Origin of the sequence: Nonomuraea sp. PA05 (assembly GCF_008086045.1) — a bacterium.
GTDB lineage: Bacteria > Actinomycetota > Actinomycetes > Streptosporangiales > Streptosporangiaceae > Nonomuraea > Nonomuraea monospora.
In genome coordinates, this window is sequence record NZ_VSEY01000026.1 from 156,089 (window position 1) to 181,109 (window position 25,021).

At 70.9% G+C, this 25,021-nt stretch carries 23 protein-coding genes; 14 read left to right on the top strand and 9 right to left on the bottom strand.

Going from position 1 to position 25,021, the window contains the following annotated elements:
* Nucleotides 1–846: 846 nt before the first annotated feature.
* The 7 genes from FXF51_RS35965 to FXF51_RS62105 all read left to right on the top strand — a co-directional run bounded on the left by FXF51_RS35965 (nt 847) and on the right by FXF51_RS62105 (nt 7,702).
* Nucleotides 847–1,332 (top strand): NUDIX domain-containing protein, encoded by a 486-nt coding sequence (locus FXF51_RS35965; protein ID WP_148439175.1) that lies wholly within the window; start codon nt 847–849, stop codon nt 1,330–1,332.
* Between the two features lie 129 nt (nt 1,333–1,461).
* Nucleotides 1,462–2,010 (top strand): hypothetical protein, encoded by a 549-nt coding sequence (locus FXF51_RS35970; protein WP_148439176.1) that lies wholly within the window; start codon nt 1,462–1,464, stop codon nt 2,008–2,010.
* Between the two features lie 571 nt (nt 2,011–2,581).
* Nucleotides 2,582–3,802 carry a serine hydrolase domain-containing protein gene (locus FXF51_RS35975; protein ID WP_148439177.1) on the top strand — a complete coding sequence of 407 codons (1,221 nt, stop codon included), beginning with the start codon at nt 2,582–2,584 and terminating at the stop codon, nt 3,800–3,802.
* A gap of 107 nt (nt 3,803–3,909) precedes the next feature.
* A complete protein-coding gene (locus FXF51_RS35980) occupies nt 3,910–5,376 on the top strand; it encodes an MFS transporter (protein ID WP_148439178.1) in 1,467 nt (488 codons plus the stop codon).
* Nucleotides 5,377–5,411: 35 nt separating this feature from the next.
* A complete protein-coding gene (locus FXF51_RS35985) occupies nt 5,412–5,819 on the top strand; it encodes a hypothetical protein (RefSeq protein ID WP_148439179.1) in 408 nt (135 codons plus the stop codon).
* Between the two features lie 138 nt (nt 5,820–5,957).
* On the top strand, nt 5,958–7,385 hold the full coding sequence (locus FXF51_RS35990) for a hypothetical protein (RefSeq protein ID WP_262380056.1): 1,428 nt from the start codon (nt 5,958–5,960) through the stop codon (nt 7,383–7,385).
* Nucleotides 7,386–7,426: 41 nt separating this feature from the next.
* Nucleotides 7,427–7,702 (top strand): CopG family transcriptional regulator, encoded by a 276-nt coding sequence (locus FXF51_RS62105; protein ID WP_222871608.1) that lies wholly within the window; start codon nt 7,427–7,429, stop codon nt 7,700–7,702.
* On the opposite strand, the gene FXF51_RS36000 is transcribed toward FXF51_RS62105, so the two are convergent.
* Both FXF51_RS36000 and FXF51_RS61165 read right to left on the bottom strand, forming a co-directional pair.
* A complete protein-coding gene (locus tag FXF51_RS36000; RefSeq protein ID WP_148439180.1) occupies nt 7,689–8,096 on the bottom strand; it encodes an ACT domain-containing protein in 408 nt (135 codons plus the stop codon). The two genes, FXF51_RS62105 and FXF51_RS36000, sit on opposite strands and share 14 nt — an antisense overlap.
* A gap of 100 nt (nt 8,097–8,196) precedes the next feature.
* A complete protein-coding gene (locus FXF51_RS61165) occupies nt 8,197–8,343 on the bottom strand; it encodes a hypothetical protein (protein WP_187414752.1) in 147 nt (48 codons plus the stop codon).
* 39 nt (nt 8,344–8,382) lie between these two features.
* Here FXF51_RS61165 and FXF51_RS36005 point away from each other — a divergent pair, with 39 nt between their 5' ends.
* The gene (locus tag FXF51_RS36005; protein WP_148439181.1) at nt 8,383–9,039 is read left to right on the top strand and encodes a maleylpyruvate isomerase N-terminal domain-containing protein; all 657 of its coding nucleotides are present in this window, start codon (nt 8,383–8,385) and stop codon (nt 9,037–9,039) included.
* Between the two features lie 7 nt (nt 9,040–9,046).
* On the opposite strand, the gene FXF51_RS36010 is transcribed toward FXF51_RS36005, so the two are convergent.
* Entirely contained in the window at nt 9,047–9,472 is a 426-nt protein-coding gene (locus FXF51_RS36010) for a PPOX class F420-dependent oxidoreductase (protein WP_148439182.1), read from the bottom strand.
* Nucleotides 9,473–9,565: 93 nt separating this feature from the next.
* Between FXF51_RS36010 and FXF51_RS36015 the strand changes: the two genes are divergently transcribed.
* The 3 genes from FXF51_RS36015 (at nt 9,566) to FXF51_RS36025 (ending at nt 14,579) form a co-directional block, all read left to right on the top strand.
* Nucleotides 9,566–11,395: an ABC transporter ATP-binding protein gene (locus FXF51_RS36015; RefSeq protein ID WP_187414753.1), complete on the top strand. Its 1,830-nt coding sequence runs from the start codon at nt 9,566–9,568 to the stop codon at nt 11,393–11,395.
* Entirely contained in the window at nt 11,395–13,218 is a 1,824-nt protein-coding gene (locus FXF51_RS36020; protein WP_148439183.1) for an ABC transporter ATP-binding protein, read from the top strand. The genes FXF51_RS36015 and FXF51_RS36020 overlap by 1 nt, the downstream gene beginning before the upstream one ends.
* 149 nt (nt 13,219–13,367) lie before the next feature.
* Nucleotides 13,368–14,579, top strand: a complete 1,212-nt coding sequence (locus FXF51_RS36025; RefSeq protein WP_187414754.1) for a beta-ketoacyl-[acyl-carrier-protein] synthase family protein — start codon at nt 13,368–13,370, stop codon at nt 14,577–14,579.
* Here the strand turns inward: FXF51_RS36025 and FXF51_RS36030 are convergent, their stop codons facing one another.
* Complete coding sequence (locus FXF51_RS36030) at nt 14,580–15,701, bottom strand: GH12 family glycosyl hydrolase domain-containing protein (protein WP_187414755.1); 1,122 nt, start codon at nt 15,699–15,701, stop codon at nt 14,580–14,582.
* 170 nt (nt 15,702–15,871) lie between these two features.
* Here FXF51_RS36030 and FXF51_RS36035 point away from each other — a divergent pair, with 170 nt between their 5' ends.
* Nucleotides 15,872–16,393 (top strand): hypothetical protein, encoded by a 522-nt coding sequence (locus FXF51_RS36035; RefSeq protein ID WP_148439186.1) that lies wholly within the window; start codon nt 15,872–15,874, stop codon nt 16,391–16,393.
* A gap of 160 nt (nt 16,394–16,553) precedes the next feature.
* Here the strand turns inward: FXF51_RS36035 and FXF51_RS61170 are convergent, their stop codons facing one another.
* Genes FXF51_RS61170 through FXF51_RS62965 form a run of 4 tightly spaced genes read right to left on the bottom strand, consistent with a single transcriptional unit; the run spans nt 16,554 to nt 21,145 of the window.
* Entirely contained in the window at nt 16,554–17,312 is a 759-nt protein-coding gene (locus FXF51_RS61170; RefSeq protein WP_187414756.1) for a hypothetical protein, read from the bottom strand.
* Nucleotides 17,309–18,472: a DUF2201 family putative metallopeptidase gene (locus FXF51_RS36045; RefSeq protein ID WP_262380057.1), complete on the bottom strand. Its 1,164-nt coding sequence runs from the start codon at nt 18,470–18,472 to the stop codon at nt 17,309–17,311. The genes FXF51_RS61170 and FXF51_RS36045 overlap by 4 nt, the downstream gene beginning before the upstream one ends.
* Nucleotides 18,465–19,583, bottom strand: coding sequence for an AAA family ATPase (locus FXF51_RS36050; protein ID WP_262380058.1), 1,119 nt, complete (start codon nt 19,581–19,583; stop codon nt 18,465–18,467). Before FXF51_RS36050 ends, FXF51_RS36045 begins: the two co-directional genes overlap by 8 nt.
* Nucleotides 19,580–21,145 (bottom strand): serine hydrolase domain-containing protein, encoded by a 1,566-nt coding sequence (locus FXF51_RS62965; RefSeq protein ID WP_148439188.1) that lies wholly within the window; start codon nt 21,143–21,145, stop codon nt 19,580–19,582. Before FXF51_RS62965 ends, FXF51_RS36050 begins: the two co-directional genes overlap by 4 nt.
* Nucleotides 21,146–21,210: 65 nt before the next feature.
* Here FXF51_RS62965 and FXF51_RS36060 point away from each other — a divergent pair, with 65 nt between their 5' ends.
* Nucleotides 21,211–21,945, top strand: coding sequence for a Clp protease N-terminal domain-containing protein (locus tag FXF51_RS36060; protein WP_148439189.1), 735 nt, complete (start codon nt 21,211–21,213; stop codon nt 21,943–21,945).
* A 68-nt stretch (nt 21,946–22,013) separates the two neighbouring features.
* On the opposite strand, the gene FXF51_RS36065 is transcribed toward FXF51_RS36060, so the two are convergent.
* The gene (locus tag FXF51_RS36065) at nt 22,014–23,612 is read right to left on the bottom strand and encodes an SLC13 family permease (RefSeq protein ID WP_148439190.1); all 1,599 of its coding nucleotides are present in this window, start codon (nt 23,610–23,612) and stop codon (nt 22,014–22,016) included.
* A gap of 183 nt (nt 23,613–23,795) precedes the next feature.
* Here FXF51_RS36065 and FXF51_RS36070 point away from each other — a divergent pair, with 183 nt between their 5' ends.
* Nucleotides 23,796–24,914: a serine hydrolase domain-containing protein gene (locus FXF51_RS36070; RefSeq protein ID WP_148439191.1), complete on the top strand. Its 1,119-nt coding sequence runs from the start codon at nt 23,796–23,798 to the stop codon at nt 24,912–24,914.
* Nucleotides 24,915–25,021: the final 107 nt, after the last annotated feature.

Sequence of the window (25,021 nt, forward strand, 5' to 3'; positions counted from 1 at the left end):
GGCACGGCGGTATTCCCGTCGTGAGACACCGGCGTGATGGACAAGCTGGCAACCCCAGCGCACCGCCTGCATCAAAGTCCGATAGCGGCTTTGGGTCCCACGTAGGAACCGGCCTGAGGCTAGGTGTGTGAAGCGCTCAGAGAAGTCCAACGACGAAAAGTCGGCGAGCTTGACGAACTCGACGCCGCGGATCGGGCGGGTGCTGGCGCCAACGGCGAAATCTCCGACGACCCCGCCGACACGAGACCCTTCGAAGGTCAGGTGCACGACGTTCGCAGGCAGGAGATCACAGATGTACAGCAGGCGGCCTACCCGGATGTGCAGTCCTGTCTCTTCCCGCATCTCTTGCACCAGGACGTCCCCGAGGCTTGTGGAGCGAAGACGTCGGGTTCGGCGATGAGGCCGTACTGGATGCTGCGCACTACGCCGAGCCTGATGTCTGATGTGATCGTCGTACAGCTCATCCTGGGGATCAGGCCTGGCAGACGCCTGGCAGTTGCTTGGCATCTACCTGGCAGCTTGAGTACCGCAGCACGGCCGCATGCTGGGATGCGGGATGCGCTGACGGCCGCACATTCGCACAGCCGCGTATCTGGCAGTGGATGTGCAGCCAGGTCGCGGTCGGCGACCCCCCACCGACCCGCTACTACCGGGGCGCCCTTCGTTCCGCAGGTGGGGGTGCGGATCCGCTTGCGGTGCGTCATCGCCCTAAATCACCTTGCCGGTCGACGTGCGCACCCCCGCACCGGTCGTAGCCGAGGTGAGCGCCCCGCTCCTGATCAACTGCCACACTGGGCGGGTCGGATAAGCAGGTGGCGGCTGGGTCGGCGGGGTAGCGTGGATGAAGTGAGTCAGACCTTTCTGCCGCCCGCCGAGTGGTACGCCACCCTGCCCACGGTTCACCTGTCGGCGTGCATGCTGCTCACCGACGAAGCCGACCGCGTCCTCCTGGTCAAACCCAACTACCGCCCCTACTGGGGAGTGCCAGGCGGCATAGTGGACGACGGAGAGCCTCCCCACGTGTGCGCCGTGCGTGAGATCGGCGAGGAACTCGGCCTGGAGATCCCCTCTGGCCCGCTGCTCGTGGTCGACTGGATGCCGCCGATGGACGAGCGGCGGCGGCCGATGATGAACTTCATCTTCGACGGCGGCACCATCGCCGATCCCTCCCGCATCCGGTTGCAGACCGAAGAGCTCGACGCCGCCGAGTTCTGGGAGTGGGAGGAGGCGGCCACCAAGCTGTCCGCCACGACCGCCGCCCGCATCCCGGCCGCCCGGGCCGCTCGCGAGAGCCGACAGACGATCTTCCTTCCGGCTGAGCGGGACGCCTGAGCTCCTGGGACCCTCCCAGAAATTACGCCTCGCCTTCTTCGGGCCACCACCACGACCTTCCTCCGGAATCATCCGGGCAGGCAAAGTGACCGGCTTCCCTAGAAGGCGCCAGGGCAGCACACTCCCGGTATGGAGACGCGGCGCATCGGCACGATCCTCGCGGTTCTGCTGACGATCCTCTACCTGGCCTACATCGTGGCCATCCCCCTCGGCCTGGTGACCCACCGCCTTGAGGTGCACGAGGTGGCGCTGGCCGCGGCCCTGCTGGCCGGGGTGTGGTTCGCGGCGTCGCCGTACTTCATCACGGATGTGTCGATCGGTGCGGACGGGGTCAGCGCCCGGTTGGAAAGGGCCGAGGCGAAGCAGCGCGTACTGGAGGGCGAGTTGCGGGCGCTGCAGGTGACGCTGGGCGGGCTCGTGACGAAGCACGAGTGGAACCATCTGCGGCGGCTCTCTGAAGAGAAGCAGGTGCTGGTGCGCCATCGGGAGGACGGGAAGCTGCAGCAGGAGCTGGAGCGGCTCGATGCCCTGGGGTTCCTGGAGCCGCTCGACTCGCAGCGGGGGCTCAATGCGATTCGCGAGGATCATGGGCGGCCGGGTGAGGAGTTCGACCTGACGCGGTACGTCAAGATCACGGACGCGGGGCTGGAGTATCTGGGGTTGCGCGAGAAGCTGTGAGGGCTTCTGCCGGGTGCGGGAAGCAGGCGGCTGTTTGGCCAAGGTGACGAGACGCCAGAACTCCGCGGCCAGGCCGGGTCCATGTTGCTGCTCTGCTGAGGCCTGCTCGCCCAGTTCCGGCAGCCCGTTCAGCGCCTGAGCTTGTTCGCCCAGTTCCGGCAGCCTGTCCAGCGCCTGAGCTTGTTCGCCCGGTTCCCGTAGCCCGTTCAGCGCCTGAGCCTGCCCGCCCTGAAGGAGCAGGACGCGGTCGCGCAGCACGTCGAGCCTGATCTGCTCCTGAGAGCGACGGCAGGTCGTCGAAGCGGGCCCGTCCAAGCCGTCCAAGCGCTTGCAGTACAGCAAGACCACCGCCGACCAGGCGCGTCCCGCCCTGACCGAGCGTCCATGACCCACCCTCATGAAGATCGCGGAAGCCCTTGACGCCGCCTGAGAGCAAGCACCGTCATGTGTCAGTCGCCGCGTCAGGGCGATGACGGCCCCGTATCAGCACGGTCGGCGAAAGTTCTTCTCGTGACCGGCTCGGCAAGACGAACCGGCTCACACCAAGAACAAGAATCTGAGGGAGATCCTAATGACCACCGGCTTTTCTGTAACGGGACTGCGCAGGCTGCGTGAGGTTCTGACCAGGCACGTCGACTCCGGCAAGATCCCCGGCCTGGTCGCACTGGTCAGCCGCAACGGCCAGACGCACGTCGAGAAGCTCGGCACGATGCAGCACGACGGCGGCGCCCCCATGCAGCGCGACACCATCTTCCGAATGGCCTCCACCTCCAAGCCGCTGTCCATCGCGGCCGCGATGGTCCTGCTGGACGAGTGCCGGCTCCGGCTGGACGACGTGGTGGACCCGTGGCTGCCCGAGCTGGCCAACCGCCAGGTCCTGACGAGCCCCGGCGCCGACCTGGACGACACGGTGCCGGCCCGCCGCCCGATCACCGTCAGGGACGTGCTGACCTCCACCTTCGGCCTCGGCATGGACATGACCGCGCTCGGCACCCCCATCCTGGGCGCCATCTTCGAGCGGGGTCTGACGCCGAACCTGCCGGTCGAGGTGCCCGAGCAGGACGAGTGGATGCGCCGACTCGGCGAGCTGCCGCTGATGCACCAGCCGGGCGAGCAGTGGCAGTACCAGATCAGCAGCGACCTGGTCGGCGTGCTGGTCTCCAGGGTGACCGGCAAGTCGTTCGAGGAGTTCCTGCGTGAGCGGATCTTCGAGCCCCTGGGCATGAAGGACACCGGCTTCCACGTCCCCGCCGACAAGATCGACCGGCTGCCCACCCTGTACGCCCCCGACCCCGCCACCGGCGAGTTCCAGGCCTGGGACGAGGCCGTGGGCGGCCGCTGGAGCACCCCGCCCGCGTTCCAGGGTGGCGGCGGCGGGCTGGTGTCCACCGCTGACGACTACCACGCCTACTTCCGCATGCTGCTCAACGGCGGCGTGCACGACGGCAGGCGGATCCTGTCCAGGGCCGCGGTGGAGCTGATGACCACCAACCGGCTCACCCCCGAGCAGCAGGCCGTCCGGCACGCGCTGGCCACCAGCGCCGTGCACATCTCCTTCGGCCAGGGCCAGCAGGGCGGCTGGGGCCTCGGGATGGCGGTCCGCACCCACCACAACGACTACGCCCCCATCGGCCAGTTCGGCTGGGACGGCGGCAGCGGCACCTCCACCTACGCCGACCCCGCCAACCAGATCGTCGGCGTCCTGCTCACGCAGGTCGGCTACACCGTCCCGAGCCCGGCGCACGTGATGGCCGACTTCTGGACGACCGTCTACCAGGCCATCGAGGACTGACGCGGAGCCGCGCCCGAGGGGGACGTCCCCTCGGGCGGGCCTGGCCCCAAGCAAGTCCAGCGAAGCCCGATCGCCCTCCGCGCACACGAAACGGAAGCTGAAGAGACATGCAACCGCACCCCCGCCGCTGGCTGATCCTGATCGCCCTGTGCCTGAGCACGATGGTCCTGGTCATCGACAACATGGCACTCACCGTGGCGGTCCCCGTCCTGGCCGCCGACCTCGGTGCCACCTCGCAGGACATTCAGTGGGTCCTCGAGTCCTACATGCTGGTCTTCGCCGGCCTGCTGCTCACCGCCGGCTCCTTGTCCGACCGTTTCGGCAGGCGCAAGGTCATGGTCATCGGCCTGGTGCTGTTCGGCGCCTCCTCCGCGGTCGCCACGTTCGCCACGAGCCCCGGCGAGCTGATCGCCGCCCGCGTGGCGATGGGCGTCGGCGGGTCGCTGATCATGCCGTCCAACCTGTCCATCATGATGACGGTCTTCACGGACGAGGCCGAACGCCGCAAGGCCATGGCCGCCGGAGCCGCCTTCAGTGTGCTCGGCCTGGTCGGCGGGCCCGTCCTAGGCGGCGCGCTGATCGCCACCCTCGGCTGGGAGGCGGTCTTCTGGATCAACGTCCCCGTCGCCGCCCTGGCGATCCTGGCCGCCGTCACCCTCATGCCCGAGTCCCGGGGGCCGGTGACCAAGCCCGACCCGCTCGGTGCCGTCCTGTCCGTGGTCGGGATGTCCGCGCTGGTGTGGACGATCAACGAGCTGGCGCACGGCATCGCCTGGACCCCGCTGATCATCGCGGTCGTCGCCCTCGGCGCGTTCATCGTCTGGGAGCTGCGCACCGAGCACCCGATGGTGCCGCTCAAGCTGTTCGCCGACCGGAACTTCGCCGGTGGCAGCCTCTCGCTCACGCTGGTCCAGGTCGGCAACGGCGGACTGCTGCTGGTGCTCACCCAGTACATGCAGTTCGTCCTCGGCTACACCTCCGTCCAGGCCGGTCTGGCCTTCATCCCGATGTTCGCCGCCTCCATCGTCTTCAACGGCGTCGGCGCCGCGCTGGGCACCAGGCTCGGCAACCGCACCACCGCGGTGGTCGGCCTGCTCGTCATGGCGGCCGGGTTCGGACTGCTCAGCTTCTCCTCCGCGGACAGCTTCGCCGCGCTGGCCATCGCCCAGGCCGTGCTCGGCGCCGGCAGCGGCCTGGCCATGCCGTCGGCCGTCGTCTCCCTGATGGGCGCCATCCCCGCCGAGCAGGCCGGGGTCGGCTCCGCGCTCAACAACACCATCCAGCAGGCGGGCGCCGCCCTCGGCGTGGCCATCCTGGGCAGCCTGGCCACCAGCAGCTACGCCTCGGCCATGCCGGCCACCGCCTCCGAGGAGGCCCGCCGCTCGGTGGCCGCCGCCGTGACCGACCCGTCCCTGGCCGCGGTCGCCCGCCAGGCCTACGACGCGGCCATGTCGTCCGCCTTCCTGGGGGCCGTGGCCGGGGTGCTCGCCGCCGCCGTACTCGCTCTGCTCCTGCTGCGCGGACGTAAGGCGAGCGCGCCCGTCACCCGCGACACGCAGTCCCTCACCGCCTGAGATACCCCTCGCCACCTGTACGGAGGTCACCCGCCATGTCTGTCACCCTCTCCCGCCAGGACAAGATCACCCTGCGCACCGCCGCCTGGGGCTCGGTCTCGCTGATGGCCGCCGCCGACGCCGCAGGCAGGCCGCACCGGGCCGCCACCCACGGCTCCATCGCCCTGGCCTCCGCGACCGGCCTGGTCGGGCACGTGCTCGCCGAGTGGCCCAAGGGCGTGAACCTGCGCGGCAAGTCCGTCGCCGAGCTCGCCGACCTCGTGCTCCCGGCCCTGACGGCGACCAGCAGCCTGCTCAACCGGCAGGACCCGGTCGAGGCCGACAACTTCCGCCGCACCGTGCTCGTCGCCGTCGAAGCCGTCGTCAGCACCCACAAGGGCGAGCCCAGCCCGCCCCTCGCCGAGATGATCCGCAAGATCACCGCTGCCCTCGACGCCGCTTGACGGCCTGCCGGCCGCACGCGGCACCCCGACATAACGCGCGCATAACCACTTCCGGTGACGTCCGGGTTATGCGCCGCTCGCTGAACTACCTCCCCGATGGCCGTGATCCGCTCGGCCCGTTCCATCGGGGGACCATCCGTGACCGCCACCCTGGCCCGTGGAGTCCGCGCACACGCGGACATCACGGGCCTCAGTCTTTCCCGGCACTGGGTGTTCGGGTGCCTGCTCGTCCTGGCCGCCGTACTCCGGGTGCTGGTCATGCTGGGGTACGACACCGCGCAGCTCTACTGGTACGACTCCTTCACCTACCTCGACACGGCCGTGCACCTGAGGCCGCAGGGCGCCTTCCATCCGGCCGGGTACTCGTGGTTCCTGTGGGTTCTGCGTCCCTTCCGCAGCGTGGAGGTGGTGGCGGGGGTGCAGCACGCGATGGGGCTCGGCATCGCGATCATGCTGTACGCGCTCACGCGGCGCTGGTCGTTGCCCGGGTGGGCGGCGGCCCTGGCCACGGTGCCGGTGCTGTTCGACCCGTCGTTCGTGCGGCTGGAGCACGCCGTCTTGTCGGACCTTCAGGTCATCTTCCTCGTCACGGCCGCGCTGACGGTGCTGATGTGGCGACGGGCCCCTTCCCGGGCTGCCACGGCGGCAGGTCCTTCGCAGGTCGGCGGGGCGGTGCGGCTCTCCGTCCGCGCCGCCACGGCGGCCGGGCTGCTGCTCGCCCTGGCCGGTCTGACCCGCACCGCCGCCGTCCCCCTGCTCGGCCTGGCCGCGCTCTACCTGCTCGCACGCCGCACGTCCTGGCGATCGGTGGTGGCTTTCGTGCTGGCAGGCGGGCTGCCCCTGCTGGCCTACGCCGGTTGGTACGCCCAGCACCACGGCAGGTTCGCCCTCAGCGGCTCCGACGGCGTCGCCCTCTGGGCCCGCACCATGACCTTCGCCGATTGCACGCGCATCCAGCCCCCGCCCGACCTGGCAACGCTCTGCCCGAACGGCACCGTCCTCGACGCCGCCTCCGAGTACGTCTGGGCCCCCGCCTCCTCCCTCAACCGCCTGCCCGGCGACCGGTTCTCCCGCAACGACCAGGCCAGGTCGTTCGCCGTGGCCGCGATCGCCGCCCAGCCGTTCGACTACCTGCGCGAGGTGGCCCTGGACACCTCGCTCGCCTTCACCTGGGAGCCCGTCGCCCACCCCAAGCGGGTCAGCGCGCACACCACCTTCCCGCGCGGCTCCTGGCCGCTGCCCGAGCAGCACGCCCTCATCGGCAAGGTACGCAACGAGTACGACCCGGACATCCGCGGGATGCGGTCGGTGGAGCCGTTCGCGTCCGTGCTCGCCGCTTACCCGTATCCGTGGCTGCTGCACGGGCCCGTGTTCGGGGTGGCGCTGGTGGCGGGTGGGGTGGGGGCGCTGCGGCGGGGGCGGAGGGCCGCGCTGCTGCCGTGGTCGGTCGCGATGTTCCTGCTGGTCGCGCCGGTGGCCGCGCTGGACTTCGACCATCGGTACGTGCTGCCGGCGATCCCGTTCGCCTGGCTTGCCGCCGCGCTCGGTCTGCGGCGTTTCAGGTAAACGCCGGTATGGAGCATGAGTCGGAGGGCATGGTGCCTCATATGGCGGCTGAGCATTCTCCGGAGGAGATCGGCGCGGACACGGCGGAACGAGGGCAGGCGCCGCGCGCCGCATGCGACCTGGGTCGGCTGAGCGAGCTGGTGGGCTGGTTGGAGGAGGAATACGGGCCGATCACCGAGAACGAGCGTGCTGCGGCGGTGGCGGAACTCGAGAACCTCGATGCCGAGCATGAGCGCCGTCGCACCCTCGGTGCTCGCCGTGATCGCCCGGCAGCAAAGAAGCCGCTGTCGGAACCGATCGTCGTCAGGAAGAGGTGAACCAGCGCGGTGGCCAGACAGGCTCTCCGGCGTCCTCCACCCGGTGCCCCGCCTCCTCCAGGACGACGACGGCCTCCTCCCGCCTCTCCCGCGGAACCAGCACCAGGTCGGCGTCGAACGTGGAGGCGACGAACACGGGGATCGCGGCATCCGCGAGCGGCTTGACGATCGCCGCCAGCATCCCGGGAACGTCCAGGTCGTGGGCCGTTGCGCCGCCGTAGAAGCCGATCCACCGTTCCCCGGTGTCGTGCGGGCGGGCGGCGCGGACGACGGTCAGCCCTTCGGGGGCGCGGACCTGCACGATCCAGTCGTCCCCGGGCGGTCGCGCAGGTGGTAGCCGCTCGACGGTGAACTCTGGAGACACGATGTGCAGGTGCTGGCGCGGGTGGTCCACGGCAGATGTCTATCAGAACCGTCGGGAGCGAACCGGCGGGGTGATCGGTCGCATCCCGGCGTTGTGCGCTGCCGACAGAGTGACGATCAAGCCGGGTGGCTTACTGCTCCTCGACAAGTTCTCGTTCGGCGAGGAATTCGTCGAGCAGCTTGAACAGGACATCGACGACCCGGCTCTCCTCCTCTCCCGCCAGTTCCCAGCGCTCCCAGCCCTCAGGAAGAGCGATATGGCGTACCTGACCAGTCACGCTAACAGGCTCCCATCCGGAGCCTGTTAGCGTGACGCAGTGGATCTCTTCTCGCAGTCGTGGGCCGCGCTGCGCACGGCGGTCGCCGAGCTTCCCGACGAGGACTTCGAACGGCCGTCCGGATGCGCGGGCTGGCTCGTCCGTGACCTGGCCTGCCACCTGGTCATCGACGCCCAGGACGTCCTGATCACCGTCGCCACCCCCGAGGACGGGCCGCCGACCAGGAACGCGGTCACGTACTGGGACCTTCTCGACGAGCCGCCGACCGGCGACGACCCGCTCGACGCGCTGATCGTCCGCCTCGCCGCCGCCTACCAGGAGCCGCGGCTGCTCAAGTTCCACCTCGACGACGTCGGGGCCGCCGCCGGGCGGGCCGCCGCGCTGGCCGACCCGGCCGCCCGGGTGGGGACCAAGGACCAGGTGCTCACAGTGGGCGACTACCTGTCCGCGTACGTCCTGGAGTGGACTCTGCACCACCTCGACCTGATCGCCCACCTTCCTGACGTCGCCGGGCCGTCCGATGAGGCGCTGTCGCGGTCCCGCGCGATGCTGGAGGAGCTGGCCGGAGCGAGGTTCCCCGAGGCGTTCTCCGACGTGGACGTGCTGCTGGTCGGCACGGGACGGCGGGCCGCGACCGACGAGGAGCGGGCGAAGTTCGGCGCATTGGCAGGGAGGCTGCCTCTCGTCCTAGGGTGAGCGGCGCTCAGGCCGCGATGGCGCGGTGCGCGATCACCTTGTCGATACGTAGCCGCACAAGACACTCACCCGGCATGGCGTTGCGGGTGCCGAACTCCTGGGCGCGCTCGTCCCCCATGTACCGCCGGCCGATCTCGACGGCCCACGCCAGCATCTCCTCCAGATCCAGCGAGATGGCCGCGCGCCCCTTGAGCAGCACGTACGAGAACGGCGGCGTCTGGTCGTCCACGCACAACACGGCCCGCGGGTCGCGGCGCAGCGCCTTGGCCTTGAGCCCGGTCTCGGAGGTGTTGAACACCACGTCGTCGCCGTCCAGCAGGAACCAGATCGGCGTCACGTGCGGCGCACCGTCGGACAGCGTCACCCCGAGCTTGCCCGTACGGGTGCCGGTCAGGACGAACGCCCGCCATTCCTCGTCACTCATGCGTTCCATGCGACTACGCTACGCCAGCGCGTTAAAGGGTTCGAGAACTGTCGGTGCCCGGTGGTACAAAGCAGATTCCACCTAGGCCAGGGGGCATGGAGCATGTCGATCACCAGTGGCTCGGAGTTCTCCGTCTCCGGGCCGCGCTACAACCGGCGCGGTCCGGTGCGCTGGCTCTGGTCGCATCTGCGCCGTCATCCGGTGCACCTGCTCGGGTTCCTCGGCGGGTCGCTCGTCATGGTGGTGCTCAACGCCCTGGTGCCGCAGTTCACCGGCGACGCGTTCGACGCCGTGCTGGGCGTGCGCGGTGAGCCGATGGACGCGCTCGGGGCGATCGCGTGGGCGTTGCTGGCCGTCGTGCTGGCGCGCGGGCTGTTCGACCTGTGGGCGCGGCTGTCGAGCGAGGTGCTGGCCAAGCGGCTGGAGCGGGACGCCCGCGACGAGCTGTACGTGAGCCTGCTGGGCAAGAGCCAGACGTTCCACAACCGTCAGCGGGTCGGCGACCTGATGGCCCGGGCGGCCAACGACATCCGGCAGCTCTCCATCATGATCACGCCGGGCGCCGACCTGATCGTGGACTCGGGGCTGACCGGGCTGGTGCCGCTGTTCTTCATCGCCGCCATCGATCCGCGGCTGCTGCTGGCCCCCGGGGTGTTCGCGGTGGTGTTCGGGTTCGCGCTGTGGCACTACATGCGGCAGCTCAACCCGGTCTCGACGCGCATGCGTGAGGAGTTCGGCGATCTCAACGCGGGGCTCAACCAGGCGGTGCGGGGCATCGAGGTGATCAAGGTGACCGCGCAGGAGCAGCAGGAGCGGCTGCGGTTCAGGGCGAACGCGCGGCGCTACCGCGACTCGTTCGTCCGCAACGGGCTGGTGCAGGCGCGTTACCTGCCGACGCTGCTGTTCGCCTTCGCCATGGCGGGGGCGATGTGGCACGGCCTCTACCTTCAGGGCATCGGGGCGATCACGATCGGCGAGATGGTCGCGTTCATGGGGCTCATGGGCATGCTCGGGTTCCCCACGCAGATGTCGATCTTCACGTTCTCGCTGATCCAGATCGGCATCGTGTCCGCGCGCCGGATCCTCGGCGTCGTCACGTCCGAGAGCGAGATCGACCAGCGGCCCGACGGGCACGCCGCGCCGATCAGCGGCGAGATCGTCTTCGAGGACGTCACGTTCGGCTACGAGGAGGACGGCGAGCCGGCGCTGCGCGGGGTGACGTTCACGGTGCGGCCGGGGGAGACGGTGGCCGTCGTCGGCGAGACCGGGTCGGGCAAGAGCACGCTGACCAAGCTGGTGCCGCGCATCTACGACGTGACGTCGGGGCGGATCCTGGTGGACGGCGTCGACGTACGCGAATGGGACCTCGACTCGCTGCGCTCGCAGATCTCCACCATCGAGCAGGACATCGTGCTCTTCTCCCGCTCCGTGGCCGAGAACATCGCCTTCAGCAAGGGCCAGCGGGCCGACCGCGAGGCGGTGGTGGCGGCGGCGCGCGACGCGCAGGCCGCGGAGTTCGTCGAGGAGCTGGACGACGGCTACGACACCGTGATCGGCGAGCGGGGCGTCACGCTGTCCGGCGGGCAGCGGCAGCGGCTGGCGATCGCGCGGGCGCTGCTGACCGACCCGGCGATCCTCGTGCTCGACGACTCCACCAGCGCCATCGACTCCGCCACCGAGGACAAGATCCAGCAGGCCATCGGCCGCATCCTCGAAGGGCGCACCACCCTGCTCATCACCCACCGGCTCTCCCAGATCCGCTGGGCCGACAAGGTGCTGCTGCTGCGCCGCGGCCAGGTGGCCGACTTCGGCACCCACGACGAGCTGATCGGGCGCAGCCGCCTCTACCGGCGCGTCTTCGCCCACTACGACGAGGCCGACCTACGCGACGACGGGCCGGTCCTGGCCGGCGAGCAGGGAGGGACGCGCTGATGGGCTTCCTCATGGACGGTCTCGACGCCGAAGACTACGACCGCACCTACAACGACCGCGATCTGCTGCGCCGGATCCTGTCGTACTTCCGGCCCAAGCTGGGCGCCATGGTCCTGGTCGCCGTGATGATCGTGCTGGGCTCGGCGGCCCAGGCGGCCATCCCCACGCTGGGCAGCCTGGCCGTCGACGCGATCGCCGACGGCACGATCGGCGACGTGGGATGGCTGCTGATCGCGGGCGTCCTGGGCACCGGGGTGCTGTCGTGGGGCTTCAACCACGTCAGGCAGAAGAACAGCGCGAAGGTCACCGGCGACGTGGTGCTGAGCCTGCGCGAGGACGCCTTCGACGCCGTGCTCAAGCGCGACCTGTCCTTCTACGACGAGACGCCGTCCGGCAAGATCGTCAGCCGGGTGACGTCCGACACCGACGACTTCGCCACCGTCTCCACCCTCACCATGGACCTGATCAGCCAGGTGCTCATGGTCGGCTTCGTCACCGTGCTGCTGTTCGTGCGCAGCGTCGAGCTGGCCCTGCTGACGCTGCTGGTGGTGCCCATCGTGATGGGGCTGGCGCTGCTGTTCAGACGGCTGGCCAGAGCGAGCACGCGGCAGGCGCAGCGGTCGCTGAGCCGGGTGAACGCCAACCTCCAGGAAACCATGGGCGGCATCGCCGTGGCCAAGAACTTCCGGCAGGAGCAGCAGGTCTACGACGAGTTCCGGCCCATCAACCGGCAGAGCTACCAGGTGACGCTGCGGCAGGGGTTCGTCTTCTCCGCCATCTTCCCTGTGCTCTTCCTGGTGGCCGGGCTGGCCACGGTCGCGCTTGTGCAACTCGGCGGCGCGTCGGTCGTCGCGGGCGGGCTGTCGGCCGGCGACTGGTACCTGTTCCTGCAAGGCGTGTCGCTCTTCTGGTTCCCGCTGACGTCCATCGCCGCGTTCTGGTCGCAGTTCCAGCAGGGGCTGTCGGCGTCAGAACGGGTCTTCGCGCTGATCGACGCGCCGCCGCGGGTCGTGCAGACGGACTCCCAGCCCGCCGGGCGGCTGGCCGGGCGCATCGAGTTCGAGGGCGTGACCTTTGGGTACGACCCCGCGCACCCCGTGCTGCGCGACTTCGACCTCGTCATCGAGGCGGGGGAGACCGTGGCGCTGGTGGGCCACACCGGCGCGGGCAAGTCCACGCTCAGCAAGCTGATCACCCGGTTCTACGAGTTCCAGGACGGGCGCCTGCTGATCGACGGCCGCGACATCCGCACCCTGGAGCTCGGCAGCTTCCGCAAGCAGATCGGGGCCGTGCCGCAGGCGCCGTTCCTGTTCAGCGGCACGGTCGCGGACAACATCCGCTACCCGCGGCCCGAGGCCACCGACGAGGAGGTGCTGGCCGCCGCCTCCGCGGTGGGCGGCGGCGACTGGATCGAGGCGCTGCCGAACGGGCTGGAGACGGACGTCGGCGAGCACGGGCGGGCGCTGTCGATGGGGCAGCGGCAGCTCGTCGCGCTGGCCCGGCTGCTCGTGCAGGACCCGGCGATCGTGGTGCTGGACGAGGCCACGGCCAGCGTCGATCCGCTGACCGAGGCGCAGATCCAGGAAGGGCTGGACGTGGTGCTGGCCGGGCGGACGTCCATCGTCATCGCGCACCGGCTGTCCACGATCGAGCACGTGGATCGCATCATCGTGCTGGATCACGGGCGGATCGTGGAGGAGGGGGATCACGGGACGTTGCTGGCGGCGGGCGGGAGGTACTGCCAGGTGTACAACACCTACTTCCGGCATCAGTCGCCGAACTATCGGGCGGGGTCGGGGTTCGTGCCGGTCAGTTCCGCGTGAGCTGATGCGCACGAGAGGCCCGGTGGCGCGGGCGATCTCGCGCAGGCCACTCGCGATGGCCGACAAAATCCGAACGGCATTTTCGGACGTTCGGGACATCGGGCCCCACGGTAGAGCCCTGGCATCGTTCGAAGCAGCGATCAAGGGAGATGCGGATGCGGCACGTGACGGTCACCGGGCTCGGCGCCACCACACCCCTGGGCGGAGACGTGAGCCAGACCTGGGCGGCCCTGCTGGAGGGGCGTTCCGGGATCACCGCCCTGGAAGAGGACTGGGCGCGGGACCTGCCGGTGCGGATGGGCGGGCGGATGCGTGCGGACCCCGCCGAGGTGCTGGGCCGCGTACAGGCCCGGCGGCTGGACCGCTGCCAGCAGGCCGCGCTCGTCGCGGTACGGGAGGCGTGGCACGACGCCGCCGCCCCCGAGGTGGAGCCCGAGCGGCTGGCCGTGGTGATCGGCACGGGTGTCGGCGGCGTGCTGACCACGCTGGGCCAGGACGATGTCCTGGAGGCTTCGGGTGCGCGCAAGGTGTCGCCGTACACGGTGCCCATGCTCATGCCCAACGGCCCCGCGGCGGTGGTCAGCATCGAGTTCGGGGCGCGCGGCGGCGCGTACACGCCGGTCAGCGCCTGCGCCTCGGGCGCCGAGGCTATCGCGATGGGCCTGGACCTGATCCGGCTCGGCCGGGCGGACGTGGTGATCGCGGGCGGTGCGGAGGCCTGCCTGCACCCGCTGACGATCGCCGGGTTCGCGCAGGCCAAGGCCATGTCCAGGCGCAACGACGCGCCGGAGGAGGCTTCGCGGCCCTTCGACAGCGGCAGGGACGGCTTCGTGCTCGCCGAGGGGGCGGCCATGGTGATCCTGGAGCGAGCCGAATTCGCTGCGGCCCGGGGCGCTCGGGCGTACGCGATGCTGGCGGGCGCGGGCGTCACGTCCGACGCGTACCACATCACCGCGGGCCTTCCCGAAGGGCAGGCCCGCGCGATGCGGCTGGCGATGGAGACGGCCGGGCTGGACGCCGGGGACGTGCGGCACGTCAGCGCGCACGCCACCTCCACCCCGCCAGGCGACCTCGCCGAGGCCTCCTCGATCGGTCAAGCGGTGGGCACTCATGCCGCCGTGACCGCGATCAAGTCGATGACCGGGCACCTGTGCGGCGCGTCCGGAGCGCTGGGGGCCGTGGCCACGGTCCTCGCGCTGCGGGACGAGATCGTGCCCGCGACGCGGAACCTGGACGCACCCGACCCCGGGATCGGGCTCGACATCGTCTCCGGGCGGCCGCGTCACGGGCGGTTGGGGGCGGCGATGACCAACTCCTTCGGGTTCGGCGGGCACAACACGTCGCTGGTGTTCACCGCCTGATCAGCTCACGTTGACGGAGTAGGCGGTGGTGTCCAGGCGGCCTTGGCCGATGAACACCTCGGTGCCGGCCTGGACGCTCGTCAGGTACTTCGAGCTCGCCAGCCACCCCCGGCTCACCAGGTGGTTGAGGAAATCGCGCAGGTTGAGGTTGACGCTACTGGTGTTCCCGGTCCGGACGAAGGAGTAGACCTCCCAGCCGATGTTGCCCCGGTAGAGGTCCCAGTTCGTGCCGCCCAGGGTGACGGTGGCCTGCCTGGTGCCCACCGGGCCCGCGCCGCCGGTCCGGTACGTCCAGATCATCACCTCGTCGGTGGGGTTGTTCTCCCACGTGGGGTTGGAGATCGTGTGCAGCCACAGGTCGTAGGCGACGTTCATGGTGCCGGTGGTGGAGACGTTGTAGTTCCACGTGGTGCTCACGTTGCGGTTCGCCGAGACCTGGGTCGGCAGGCCCGTGTTGGACAGCTTCCAGCCCCAGTGCCAGCCGAGGACCGAGCTGGCGTACGACTTGACCTGGTTCGACTGGCCCGACCAGTTCCAGCTCGTGCCCCAGGAGATGGTGCTGCCGCTGGTGGAGCCCGCCCAGACGCACTGCGTGCCGGTGCCGGAGTCCTGGCCCCACAGGTTGTTGTTGACCCAGTACTTGCCCATCGTCACCGAGTCGAAGGCGTTGCAGAGCTGGCCCTGGGGCGGGGTGACCGTGGGGGTGGGGGTGGGGGTGGGCTCGCCGGGGGTGGTGCCGCCGGTGCAGGTCACGCCGTTCAGGGTGAACGCGGCGGGGGCGGGGTTCGCGGAGTTGTTCCAGGTGGCGTTGAAGCCGAGGTCGGTGGTGGCGTTAGTGCCGAGGGAGGCGTTCCAGCCGGCGTCGGCGGCGCTCACCTGGCCGCCGTTCTGGGTGAAGGTCGCCTTCCATCCGGACGTGATCTGCTGGCCGGCGGCGAACGACCAGCCGAGGGTCCAGCCGGTCAGGGGGTCGCCGAGGTTCTTGATGACGACGTTCGCGGAGAAGCCGCCGGACCACTGGTTGGGGACGGTGTAGGTGACCTGGCAGCCGACCGCGGCTCGGGCGGTGGTGGCGGTGAGGACGGTGGCGGCTGCCACGAGGAGGGCGGCCAGCGTTGCCATGCATATTCTCATCCGCTAATTGTTAGTCGTCTCGACAAACTAACCCCAAAGGTGAGTGCTGCTCTGAGGCATCGGGGCTGCGGGAAGCGCCAGCGTGCGGAGCTTCGTCGACGGTGGCGCGAGGTGAAACTTTCAGGAAATGTCGGTCATCGGCTCTACGCTCGGCGTCCATGAACGAATCGGACACCGTGCACCTCGACCTCCGCGTCAGCTACCGGCAGGCGTACCTGATCGACTGCACCGACGACGCCGAGGGCCCCGAGGACATCCCCGACGACCACCCCACCCACCCCGTCGGCATCATCCGCGTCGAGGGCGGGAACGCGTTCCTCATCACCGGCCTGCACACCGGGACGGTCGACTTCACCGTGACCGTGGCCGGCCGCGACCCCGGGGCGGACGTCGAGGGCTTCGAGGACGTGGTGGAGATCAGCATCGAGTCCGAATCCGGGGAGTTCCAGCTGCACGAGTGGGGCGGGACGGGTCACGACCTGCCCGCGCTGCCCGCCGGGCCCGGGTGGTACCGGCTGCGGTACCACGCGCGGGGGATGGACGAGGCCGTCGATGGGGTGGACCTGTCGGGTGGGCCTGTCGATCATTACCTGTTGCACATCTGGCCGGCGGAGGAGTCGTTGCCGCAGGTGGTCAAGCACGGCAGCGCGTCCGCCGCGTACTGGCGCCGGCCCGACTGAGACACGGCCCGACTGAGACACGGCCCGACACGGCGCGGCGTTCGGGCGGCGGCAGGACGCGGTGGCAGGACGCGGTGGCAGGACGCGGTGGCATGGCGCGGTGGCATGGCGCGGTGGCATGGCGCGGTGGCATGGCGCGGCGGTTGGGGTGACCGGCGTGTCAGCGATCGTCGCGGAGGGTGCGGAGGGTTTCGGCCTGTTCGGCGGTGACGCCCTTGGCGCGCTGGGCGACGGCCTCCTCCGGGGTCAGGCCCGCGCCCGCCCACGACGCCGTCTCCTCGAACGGGATCCCGGCCTGCCACCACGCCCTGGCGACCCCCATCGGGTTGAGGCCGCGCTGAATGTGACGCCTGGCCTCACCCGGCCTGAGCCCCAGCTCCTGCCACATACGCGCGGTGGGGGCGTCCACGTTCTGGCGGGCCCAGGCGGCGGCCTCGTCGTCCACCCAGTCCGCGCCGCAGTAGCTGAAGATGACCAGGGCGTCGGTGTTCCCCAGGCGGGCGATGAACCGCTGGGCCCTGTCACGGGGATCGCCGCCGCCCGCGAACGCCATCAGGCTGGTGAACGCGTCCCCCGGAGCCGTGGGGTCGTCGAGGCTGCGTGGCTTCCGGCCGTGTTTGAGGTCGTAGGCCTGGTCCGGGGCGTGGCCCTGGTGCTTGAGGGCGATGGCGTCGTCGAGGCCGAACTCGTACTCGTGCCAGAGCAGCGCCTCGGCGGCGGTCAGCCCCGCGGACAGGCACCTGCCGACCGTGCCGGGGGTGACCTGGGCGGTGGCCCACTGGGTGGCCTCGGCGGGGTCGGTGATGCCGGCCCGCCGCCAGGTGGCGGCCTGGGTGGGCGACAGACGCCAGGTCCACCAGCGGTGCGCCTCGGCGGGCGGGATGCCGGCGGCCTCGTACGGGGCCGGGTCGAACGTCATGATGCTCCTTCCACGTGTACGGTCTCCGCCCACTCGGGCGCCTGCCCCGTCGCGTCGAGCAGGGCGACGATGACCCGGGTGGCGGGCGGGCGGTGCGGCCACGGGGTGCGGCCGTCGGTGAGCGCGATGATCAGGTCCGGGGGCGGGCGTCCGGCCAGGGCGGCGGCGAACCCGGCCCGCAGGTCGGTGCCGCCGCCGCCGTCCAGCCGCACGTTCGAGACGCGGCCGAGGTTCTGCGGACGGTACGCGCGCGCGTCGCACGTGATCACCGTGAGGAGCCGCCTGCCGACCCCCACGGCCCGCAGCACCCCGGTGACCTCGGCCAGCGCCTGGGCCAGCATGGTCTCGGTGACGGAGCCCGACGTGTCGATCAGCACCGTCACCGAGGGGAGGGGCTGTCGCAGGCTCGGCAGGACGATGCCGGGCAGCGCGGCGGCCCTGCGCGACGGGCGGCGGTAGGTGTAGTCCACACGGCCCGCCGCCTGGGCGAGGCCGTGGCGCACCTTGGCGGACAGGTGGCGGCGCCAGCTCACGGCGGGTTCGAGCACCTCGCCTGCCCAGCGGCGCCAACCGGCCGGGACGTCGTCCTGGGCGTTCAGGCGTTCGCGGATCCTGCGGGCGGTGTCGAGCGCGGTCAGGCGGGCGGCGGTGGGGGAGAGGCCGGGCAGGTCGCGGTCCCAATCGCGGGGCAGGCCGTCGCACCCGCTGCCGCAGTCGCCCGGTGCGGGCGGTGGCTCGTGCAGGGCGTGCCAGTACTGTTCGGCGGTGCGGCCGTCCGGGAGGCCGAGACGGGCTGTAGTGGTCGCGTCGGGTGGTCGTGCGGTGAGGTCGTCGTTGATCTCGGCGTCGGTGGCCAGGTTCCAGGTGCGTTGCTCTTCGCGGTCGAACGTGCCCGGGTAGCGGCGGGCGTGGTCACGTAGCAGGTGTGTCACCTGGTGGATGAGCCAGAAGCCCACCTCTGGGACGGTCTGGCGGGCCAGCTCCTCGGCTCCCACGTACACGTGCCAGCGCTGGTCGGTGGGGAAGCGGCGCAGGTCGGCGGGGGAGCCGGTGATCATGACGGGGTGGAGGGAGAGGAGGGCGCTCGCGAGGTAGGGGGCATGGTGGGCGGCCCGGACGCGAGCCGCCGACCACTTCTGCCACAACTCGGGGCTAGTCACCGAGCAGTCCCGCCGCGCGCAGGATCGGGGTGAGCTCCAGCAGCGCGGACGGGATCGCGGCGCCCGGCGGGCGGTGGCCTGCCAGGGTACGGGCGGCGAGGGTGGCCACGTCCGGTGCGGTGCGGGCGGCCTTGGCGATCACCCGCCAGGCGGCGTCCCACCGGTCCGCGTCCCCCGCCGACACCGCCACCGCTACCACTGAGGTGAGGACGGCGAAGGCGCGGTCGCTGCGGTGGGGGAGGTCGAACGCGTCCGGGTTCGCCAGCACCGCCGCGGGGTCCGGCAGGTCCAGGTGCTCCAGCCAGGACAGGAACTCCAGGGCCGCCCCCTCACCTACGGCTCCTGTCACCAGGACGGCCAGGACGTCGGACGGGGCCCCGGCCGCTTCGCACGCGGCCATGAGCTTGGCGGTGGCCTCCCAGGAGCGGGGGCTGGGCCACCCCTGACCACCTCCCCCACGGCTGGGCGCGCCGTCGCTCGACGGGACCCGCAGCGCCAGCATGGGCCTGACCTCCAGGAACGCCGCCACCGATGCCCGCGCCTCCACCACCTGCTCCCGGGACGGTGGCTGCGCGAACCCCGACAGCGACGGCGCGGGAAAACCGACCGCCAGACCCCGTGCGATCTGCCTGCCGTCCACCGGCCAGTTCAGGTGAATGAGCCGGTTGGCCAGCGGCGGCGCCAGGTCCCAGCCGTCGGCGGCCTCCTCGGGCGGGTTGGCGGCGGCGACCACCTGCACCTTGTCCGGCAGCCGTACGTCGCCGACCACCCGCTCCAGCACCACCCGCAACATCGCCGCCTGGACGGCCGGGGGAGCGGTGGTCAGCTCATCCAGGAAGAGCAGGCCGTGCCCGGCCGTGGCCAGGCGCTGAGCCCAGGCGGGAGGGGTCAGCCGGACGGCGCCGTCGAAGATCACCGGCAGGCCCGCGAAGTCGCTCGGCTCCCTGATCGAGCCTATGACGACCTCGATGGGCCAGTTCAGGGAGTCGGCGAGGGCTACGACGGCTGAGGTCTTGCCGGTGCCGGGGCTGCCCCACAACAGCGTCGGGACGCCTGCCGACACGGCGATCGACAACGCCTCCAGGACGGTCCGCGTCTCGCCCCCGCTCACTGCTCCGCCACCTGCGAGCCTGCGCCCGCCTGTGACGCGGCGCCTTCCGCCACCTGCGCCCCTGCGCCTGCCTGTGACGCGGCGCCTTGCCCTACCCGCGCCCCTGCGCCCGCCTGCGGAGCCGGGCTGTTCGCCAGTTGTGTGGCCAAGCCAGGCACCCCCAACTGCCCCGCCACCAACGCCAGCTCGTGCCCCACGAACTCCCGCCGCACCGTAGCCACGTTGTCCACCAGCGGCGAAGCAGTCAGCCGCACCTCCCGCACCCCCGCCCGGAACGCCTCCACATCCCATGGCAACGCCGCCTCACCCCCTGCGCAGATCCGCGCGACGTCCTCCTCGGACGGCGGCGACGCGATACCGAGCCGAGTCGTCAGCCGATCACCGACCAGCAGCCCCGCCAGGTAACTCCGCCCAGCGGCCAGGGCGCGCCGAGGCCGGGGATCGGCCCCGTGCACCCAGGCGGTGACGATCTCGGCGACCATCCGGGCGGCAGCGTGACCGGGCCGATCGGACAGCCCGAAGTCACCCAGATCGAGCTGGTTGGCGGAGATCACCAACGCCACCCGATCCTCGGTCCACCCTCGCGTGAAGTGTGTCCACCCCCACGGATACTCGCCGCCATGCCCGACGTACGGATGTTGTCCGCCGAACACGTTGAACACCAACCCAACAGCCAGCTCAGGCCGAGGCCCGGCCAGGGTGCCCCCGGACGCCTGCGCCGTGATCATCTGCGTCGCCAGCTCCCGGGACAGCACCGGAGCCCCGCCGTTGAGAATCGCCAGCACGAACCGGGCATGGTCGGAGGGCGTGCTCAACGCCGACCCCGCCGGATAGTCACCCGGATACAACGTCGGCAACGGGAGCCGCAGACCTGGCAAGGTCGCGTACCCGGTGGAGCGGCGGGCCAGCAGCCCGGCCGGCACGAAGTCGGGATGCTGCGCCCGAGGAAACACGGTCGACCCCATCCCCAGCGGCTCGAACACGTGCCGCCCCACCCACTCCGAGAACGTCACCCCATCCGGGTTGAGCAGCTCGACGAGGTGCCCGGCCACGGCGATGCCCACGTTGCTGTACTGGTAGGCGGCTCCCACGGGCCCGGCCCAGAACGGGACCATCGTGCCCCCGTACGCGTCGGATCGTCCCGCTTCGAGCACCCGCCGCAGGTGCTCGCCCAGCGGCGGGGGCGGCACCCGGTCGAAGTTGCCCATGCCGGCGCCGAGCCCGCTGCGGTGGGTGAGCAGGTCCCGCAGGGTGATGGGCCGCTGCCCGTGCGGGTTGACGACGCGGACGTACGGGTCGATCGGCTCGTCCAGCCCGATCACGCCGCGTTCGACGAGCTGGAGGGCGGCGACCCCGGTGTACGGCTTGCAGTCCGATCCCGTGGGCGCGACCGTGTCCGCCGTCATCGGGCGGCCGGTGGCGAGGTCCGCGACTCCGTACGCGCGGGTCAGCGCCACCTCCGTGCCGGCGCCCACCGCGATCGACAGGCCGGGCGTGCCGCAGTGCTCCATGATCTCGGGCACGAACGTGTCGAGCGCCTCTTCCAAGGTGCTGATGTCCATGGTGTCAACGCTCGCATTGACGCTAGAGAAGTGTCAAGTCTGCCGTTGACAGCCATAATGGTACGGTGCCACAGCTACCCGACCTCGCCGAGCTGCTGTCGATCGTCGAAGAGCGCAGCGCGGACGACACCGACCACCTGAGCCGGCTCACGGTGGCCGAAGGTGTCCTGTCCGACCTGGAGAAAGTCGGCGACCGCCTGCTCGGCTACCTGGTCGAGCTGGCTCGCGCCGAGGGATTCTCCTGGGCGGACATCGGCGACCACCTCGGCATCAGCCGCCAGGCGGCCCAGCAGCGCTACGGGCGGCGCTGGTCCAGCCTCACCATCGCCGACCTGGCCCAGTCGGGGGCGTTCGAGCGCTACACGGGCCGGGCCAAGGAGACGCTCGAACGGGCCGAGGCGCACGCCCGCCGCCTCGGCCGTCCGTCCATCGAGGCCGGTCACGTCCTGCTCGGCATCCTCGACGACCCGGACACGCTGGCCGTGCGCGCCATCGCCGCCCAGGACGCCGACCCGGCAGCCGTACGCGAAGGACTGGAACGGCGGCTGCCCACCGGGCCCGGGTCACCGGCGGCGCTGTCGGTCGGCGCGGACGCGCGGCGCGCCCTCACCGCGGCGCTGACCGAGACGGCGGAGTTGCGGCACAACTACATCGGCACCGAGCACATGCTGCTCGGGCTGCTGCACGACAAGTCGGGGGTGGCGGGGAAGCTGCTGTGGGAGCACGGGATCGCGCTGGAGCCGACGCGCGCCGCCGTCCGAGCCGCACTGGAAGCGTTCCTACGCGCCCGGGAGGCGTGACGCGCCCGGCAGGCATGACGCGTCCGGGAGGCGTGACGTGCCCGGGGAGCGTGACGGATCGCGTTCAGTCAGCCGCCGATGCCGGTCAGCCCCACGAGCGGCGGCAGGACCAGGATGATCAGCAGGGCGCCGAGCACGTCGAAGCTCACCCCCGACCGGATCATGGTCGTGATCGGCACCACCCCCGACCCGTACGCGATCGCGTTCTGCGGCGTCGACACCGGCAGCATGAACCCGAACGACGCCGCGAACGTCGCCGCCAGCGCGGGCACGAACGGGTTCACCCCGGCGGCCATCGCGATCGGGATGACGATCGGCACCACCACGGCCGCCGAAGCGGTGTTGCTGGTGGTCTCCGACACCAGCACGGCCAGCACCACGGCGAACGCGGTGATGGCGAACACGCTGCCCAGCCCCAGCGCCGAAGCCGCCGACGAGCCGATGGTCCTGGCCAGCCCGGTGTCCTCCAGCAGGGAGCCGAAGATGATGCCGGTGCCGAACAGCACGATCGTGCCCCAGTCGATCCCGGCGGCGTCACTCCAGTTGAGCGTGAACTCGCGCCTGCTCCAGTCGGTCGGCAGCACGAACAGCAGCGCGGCGCCGAGCACGGCCACGACGCCCTCGTTGAGCCGCTCGCTGATCGTCGTGTAGAGCGCGGACTCGGTGCCGGTGAACACCGCGACCAGCCCGGGGAAGACCCACAGGAACACGGTGACGCCGAAGGCGGCGAGGGTGTTGCGCTCCGCGCGCGACAGCGGGCCGAGGGCGGCGCGCTCCCGGCGCACGTACTCCTCGACGCCCTCGATCCTGCGGATCTCCGGCCGGTTGAGCAGGAGCAGCACGACGGCGAGCGCGGCGAACATGAGCGCGCAGATCGGCAACGCGGTGAGCATCCACTCGGTGAACGAGATGCGCTCGCCGGTGGCCTCCTCGATGAGGCCGCGGCCGATCAGGTTCGGCGGGCTGCCCACGGGGGTGATCAGGCCGCCGACGCTGGCCCCGTACGCGAGCATCAGGACCAGCGCCGCGCCGACCCGCAGCCGCAGCGGGTTGAAGTCGGCCGCGACCAGCCCGCGGTCCTGCAGCAGCTTGGCGATGACGGCGAGCATGCCGAGCGCGGTGGGCAGCAGCATGGCCACGGTGGCGGTGTTCGACACGAACGCCGACAGCACGCACGTGATCGCCCCGAAGGCCACGATCAGCCGGAACGTCGAGCGGCCCACGCCGGGCAGCGACAGGATGCGGAAGGCGAAGCGGCGCGCCACGCCGTGCTTGAGCATCGCCTGTGCGAGGATGAACGCCCCGATGAACGTGAACAGCGTGGGCGAGCCGAGCGGCGTCAGCGCGTCGGCCGCGGGCGCCACGCCGAGCAGCACGATCACGCCGACGCCGATGAGCCCGCCGATGGGGATGGGCACCGGCTCCGTCACCCACAGCACGATGACGCCGATCAGCACGGCCGCCAGGGTGTGCTGCCCGGCGTCCATGCCGATGGGCAGCAGCAGGAACGCCACCGTGACGAGCGGCGCGAGCCACAGGCCGGTGGTGCGTCTGGCCCGCTCGAAGCGTTCCTCGGCCGGGGTCAGCCTCTGCTCGCCGAGGCTGCGGTAGGTGGCGTGGCCCAGCAGGGCCTGGTCGACGTCGGTCCTGGGGGCGCCGGGGGTCATCGCCTGCTCCTAACGTTCCAGGAAGATGTGCCCGGCGCGGCGGGCCACAGGCATCGCGGACGCCATCAGGAGACGGCCGGTCGGATCGGCAGGGCGGACGGTCGGATGGTAGGGCTGGCCCTACCGGCGATCGTCCCGTGTACGGGATCGCTACCGGCCCATGACCGTCCGTAGTTTTGAGGCATGATCGCTATGAGCTTCCACCGGTGGACCGGTGCCTCCGCCCTCGCCCTCGCCGTCCTCTGCGGCAGCGCCACGCAGGCCGCCGCCGCGTCCCCGCCCACGGAGACGACCCTGAACGAGCTCGTCACCAAGGACGGTTTCCCCGGCGCGCTCGCCTCCGTGCAGTCACGCGACGGCGAGACGCGGCACTACACCGCCGGGGCGAAGGGTCGGCCGCCGGCCGACGCGTACGTCCGCATCGGCAGCAACACCAAGACCTTCACCGCCGTGACCGTCCTGCAGCTCGTCGGCGAGGGCAAGGTCAAGCTGGACGCCCCCGTCGAGACATACCTGCCCGGCCTGCTGCGCGGCGACGGCATCGACGGCCGCCGCATCACCGTGCGCCAGTTGCTCCAGCACACCAGCGGCCTGCCCGAGTACACCGACGTGCTGCTGGCCAAGGGCGTCCTGCCCATCCTGCACACGCACTACCAGCCGCGGCAGCTCCTCGACCTCGCGCTCAGCAAGAAGGCACAGTTCGCGCCCGGCGCCAAATGGGCCTACACCAACACCAACTACATCGTCGCGGGCCTGCTCATCGAGAAGGTCACCGGTCACCGCGCCAGCGAGGAGATCACCCGGCGCACCATCTCGAAGATCGGCCTGACCCGGACCTACTTCCCGGGCGACGGCGACCAGAAGGTGCGCCGGCCGTACGCCACCGGCTACCACCGCGACGACCCCAAGCAGCCGATGACCGACGTCACCGAGTTCGACCCGTCCCAGGCCTGGACCGCCGGGCAGATGATCTCCACGCCCAGCGATCTGAACCGCTTCTTCACCGCGCTCCTCGACGGCAAGCTGCTCAAGCCCGCCCAGCTCAAGGAGATGCGCACCACCGTCGCGGCCCCGCAGTTCGGCCGCGAGGGGCGGTACGGGCTGGGGGTGAGCAGCGTGAAGCTGTCGTGCGGCGTGACCGCCTGGGGGCACGGCGGCTCCATCCCGGGCTACCACACCGCCAACGCCGCCACCGAGGACGGCCGCGCCGCCGCCGTCGCCGTCACCCACCTGCCGACCACGGTTCCCGCCCAGCAGCGGGTCGAGGCCGCGGTGGACACCGCCATCTGCTCGCAGCGCTGAGCCGCCCCGGTGGGCACCGCTTTCTGTTCTCGGCGTTGCGGCGCCTCGTGAAGGGCTTCTCGGCGTTGCAGCGGCTCGTGAAGGGCTTCTCGGCGTTGCGGCGGCTC

What these genes read in the sequence shown, in the direction of transcription:
- FXF51_RS35970 (WP_148439176.1), top strand. Translation starts at nt 1,462, where the DNA reads ATGGAGACGCGGCGCATCGGCACGATCCTCGCGGTTCTGCTGACGATC.
- FXF51_RS35975 (WP_148439177.1), top strand. Translation starts at nt 2,582, where the DNA reads ATGACCACCGGCTTTTCTGTAACGGGACTGCGCAGGCTGCGTGAGGTT.
- FXF51_RS35980 (WP_148439178.1), top strand. Translation starts at nt 3,910, where the DNA reads ATGCAACCGCACCCCCGCCGCTGGCTGATCCTGATCGCCCTGTGCCTG.
- FXF51_RS35985 (WP_148439179.1), top strand. Translation starts at nt 5,412, where the DNA reads ATGTCTGTCACCCTCTCCCGCCAGGACAAGATCACCCTGCGCACCGCC.
- FXF51_RS62105 (WP_222871608.1), top strand. Translation starts at nt 7,427, where the DNA reads ATGGCGGCTGAGCATTCTCCGGAGGAGATCGGCGCGGACACGGCGGAA.
- FXF51_RS36010 (WP_148439182.1), bottom strand. Translation starts at nt 9,472, where the DNA reads ATGGAACGCATGAGTGACGAGGAATGGCGGGCGTTCGTCCTGACCGGC.
- FXF51_RS36015 (WP_187414753.1), top strand. Translation starts at nt 9,566, where the DNA reads ATGTCGATCACCAGTGGCTCGGAGTTCTCCGTCTCCGGGCCGCGCTAC.
- FXF51_RS36020 (WP_148439183.1), top strand. Translation starts at nt 11,395, where the DNA reads ATGGGCTTCCTCATGGACGGTCTCGACGCCGAAGACTACGACCGCACC.
- FXF51_RS36025 (WP_187414754.1), top strand. Translation starts at nt 13,368, where the DNA reads ATGCGGATGCGGCACGTGACGGTCACCGGGCTCGGCGCCACCACACCC.
- FXF51_RS36030 (WP_187414755.1), bottom strand. Translation starts at nt 15,701, where the DNA reads ATGGCAACGCTGGCCGCCCTCCTCGTGGCAGCCGCCACCGTCCTCACC.
- FXF51_RS36035 (WP_148439186.1), top strand. Translation starts at nt 15,872, where the DNA reads ATGAACGAATCGGACACCGTGCACCTCGACCTCCGCGTCAGCTACCGG.
- FXF51_RS61170 (WP_187414756.1), bottom strand. Translation starts at nt 17,312, where the DNA reads ATGACGTTCGACCCGGCCCCGTACGAGGCCGCCGGCATCCCGCCCGCC.
- FXF51_RS62965 (WP_148439188.1), bottom strand. Translation starts at nt 21,145, where the DNA reads ATGGACATCAGCACCTTGGAAGAGGCGCTCGACACGTTCGTGCCCGAG.
- FXF51_RS36065 (WP_148439190.1), bottom strand. Translation starts at nt 23,612, where the DNA reads ATGACCCCCGGCGCCCCCAGGACCGACGTCGACCAGGCCCTGCTGGGC.
- FXF51_RS36070 (WP_148439191.1), top strand. Translation starts at nt 23,796, where the DNA reads ATGATCGCTATGAGCTTCCACCGGTGGACCGGTGCCTCCGCCCTCGCC.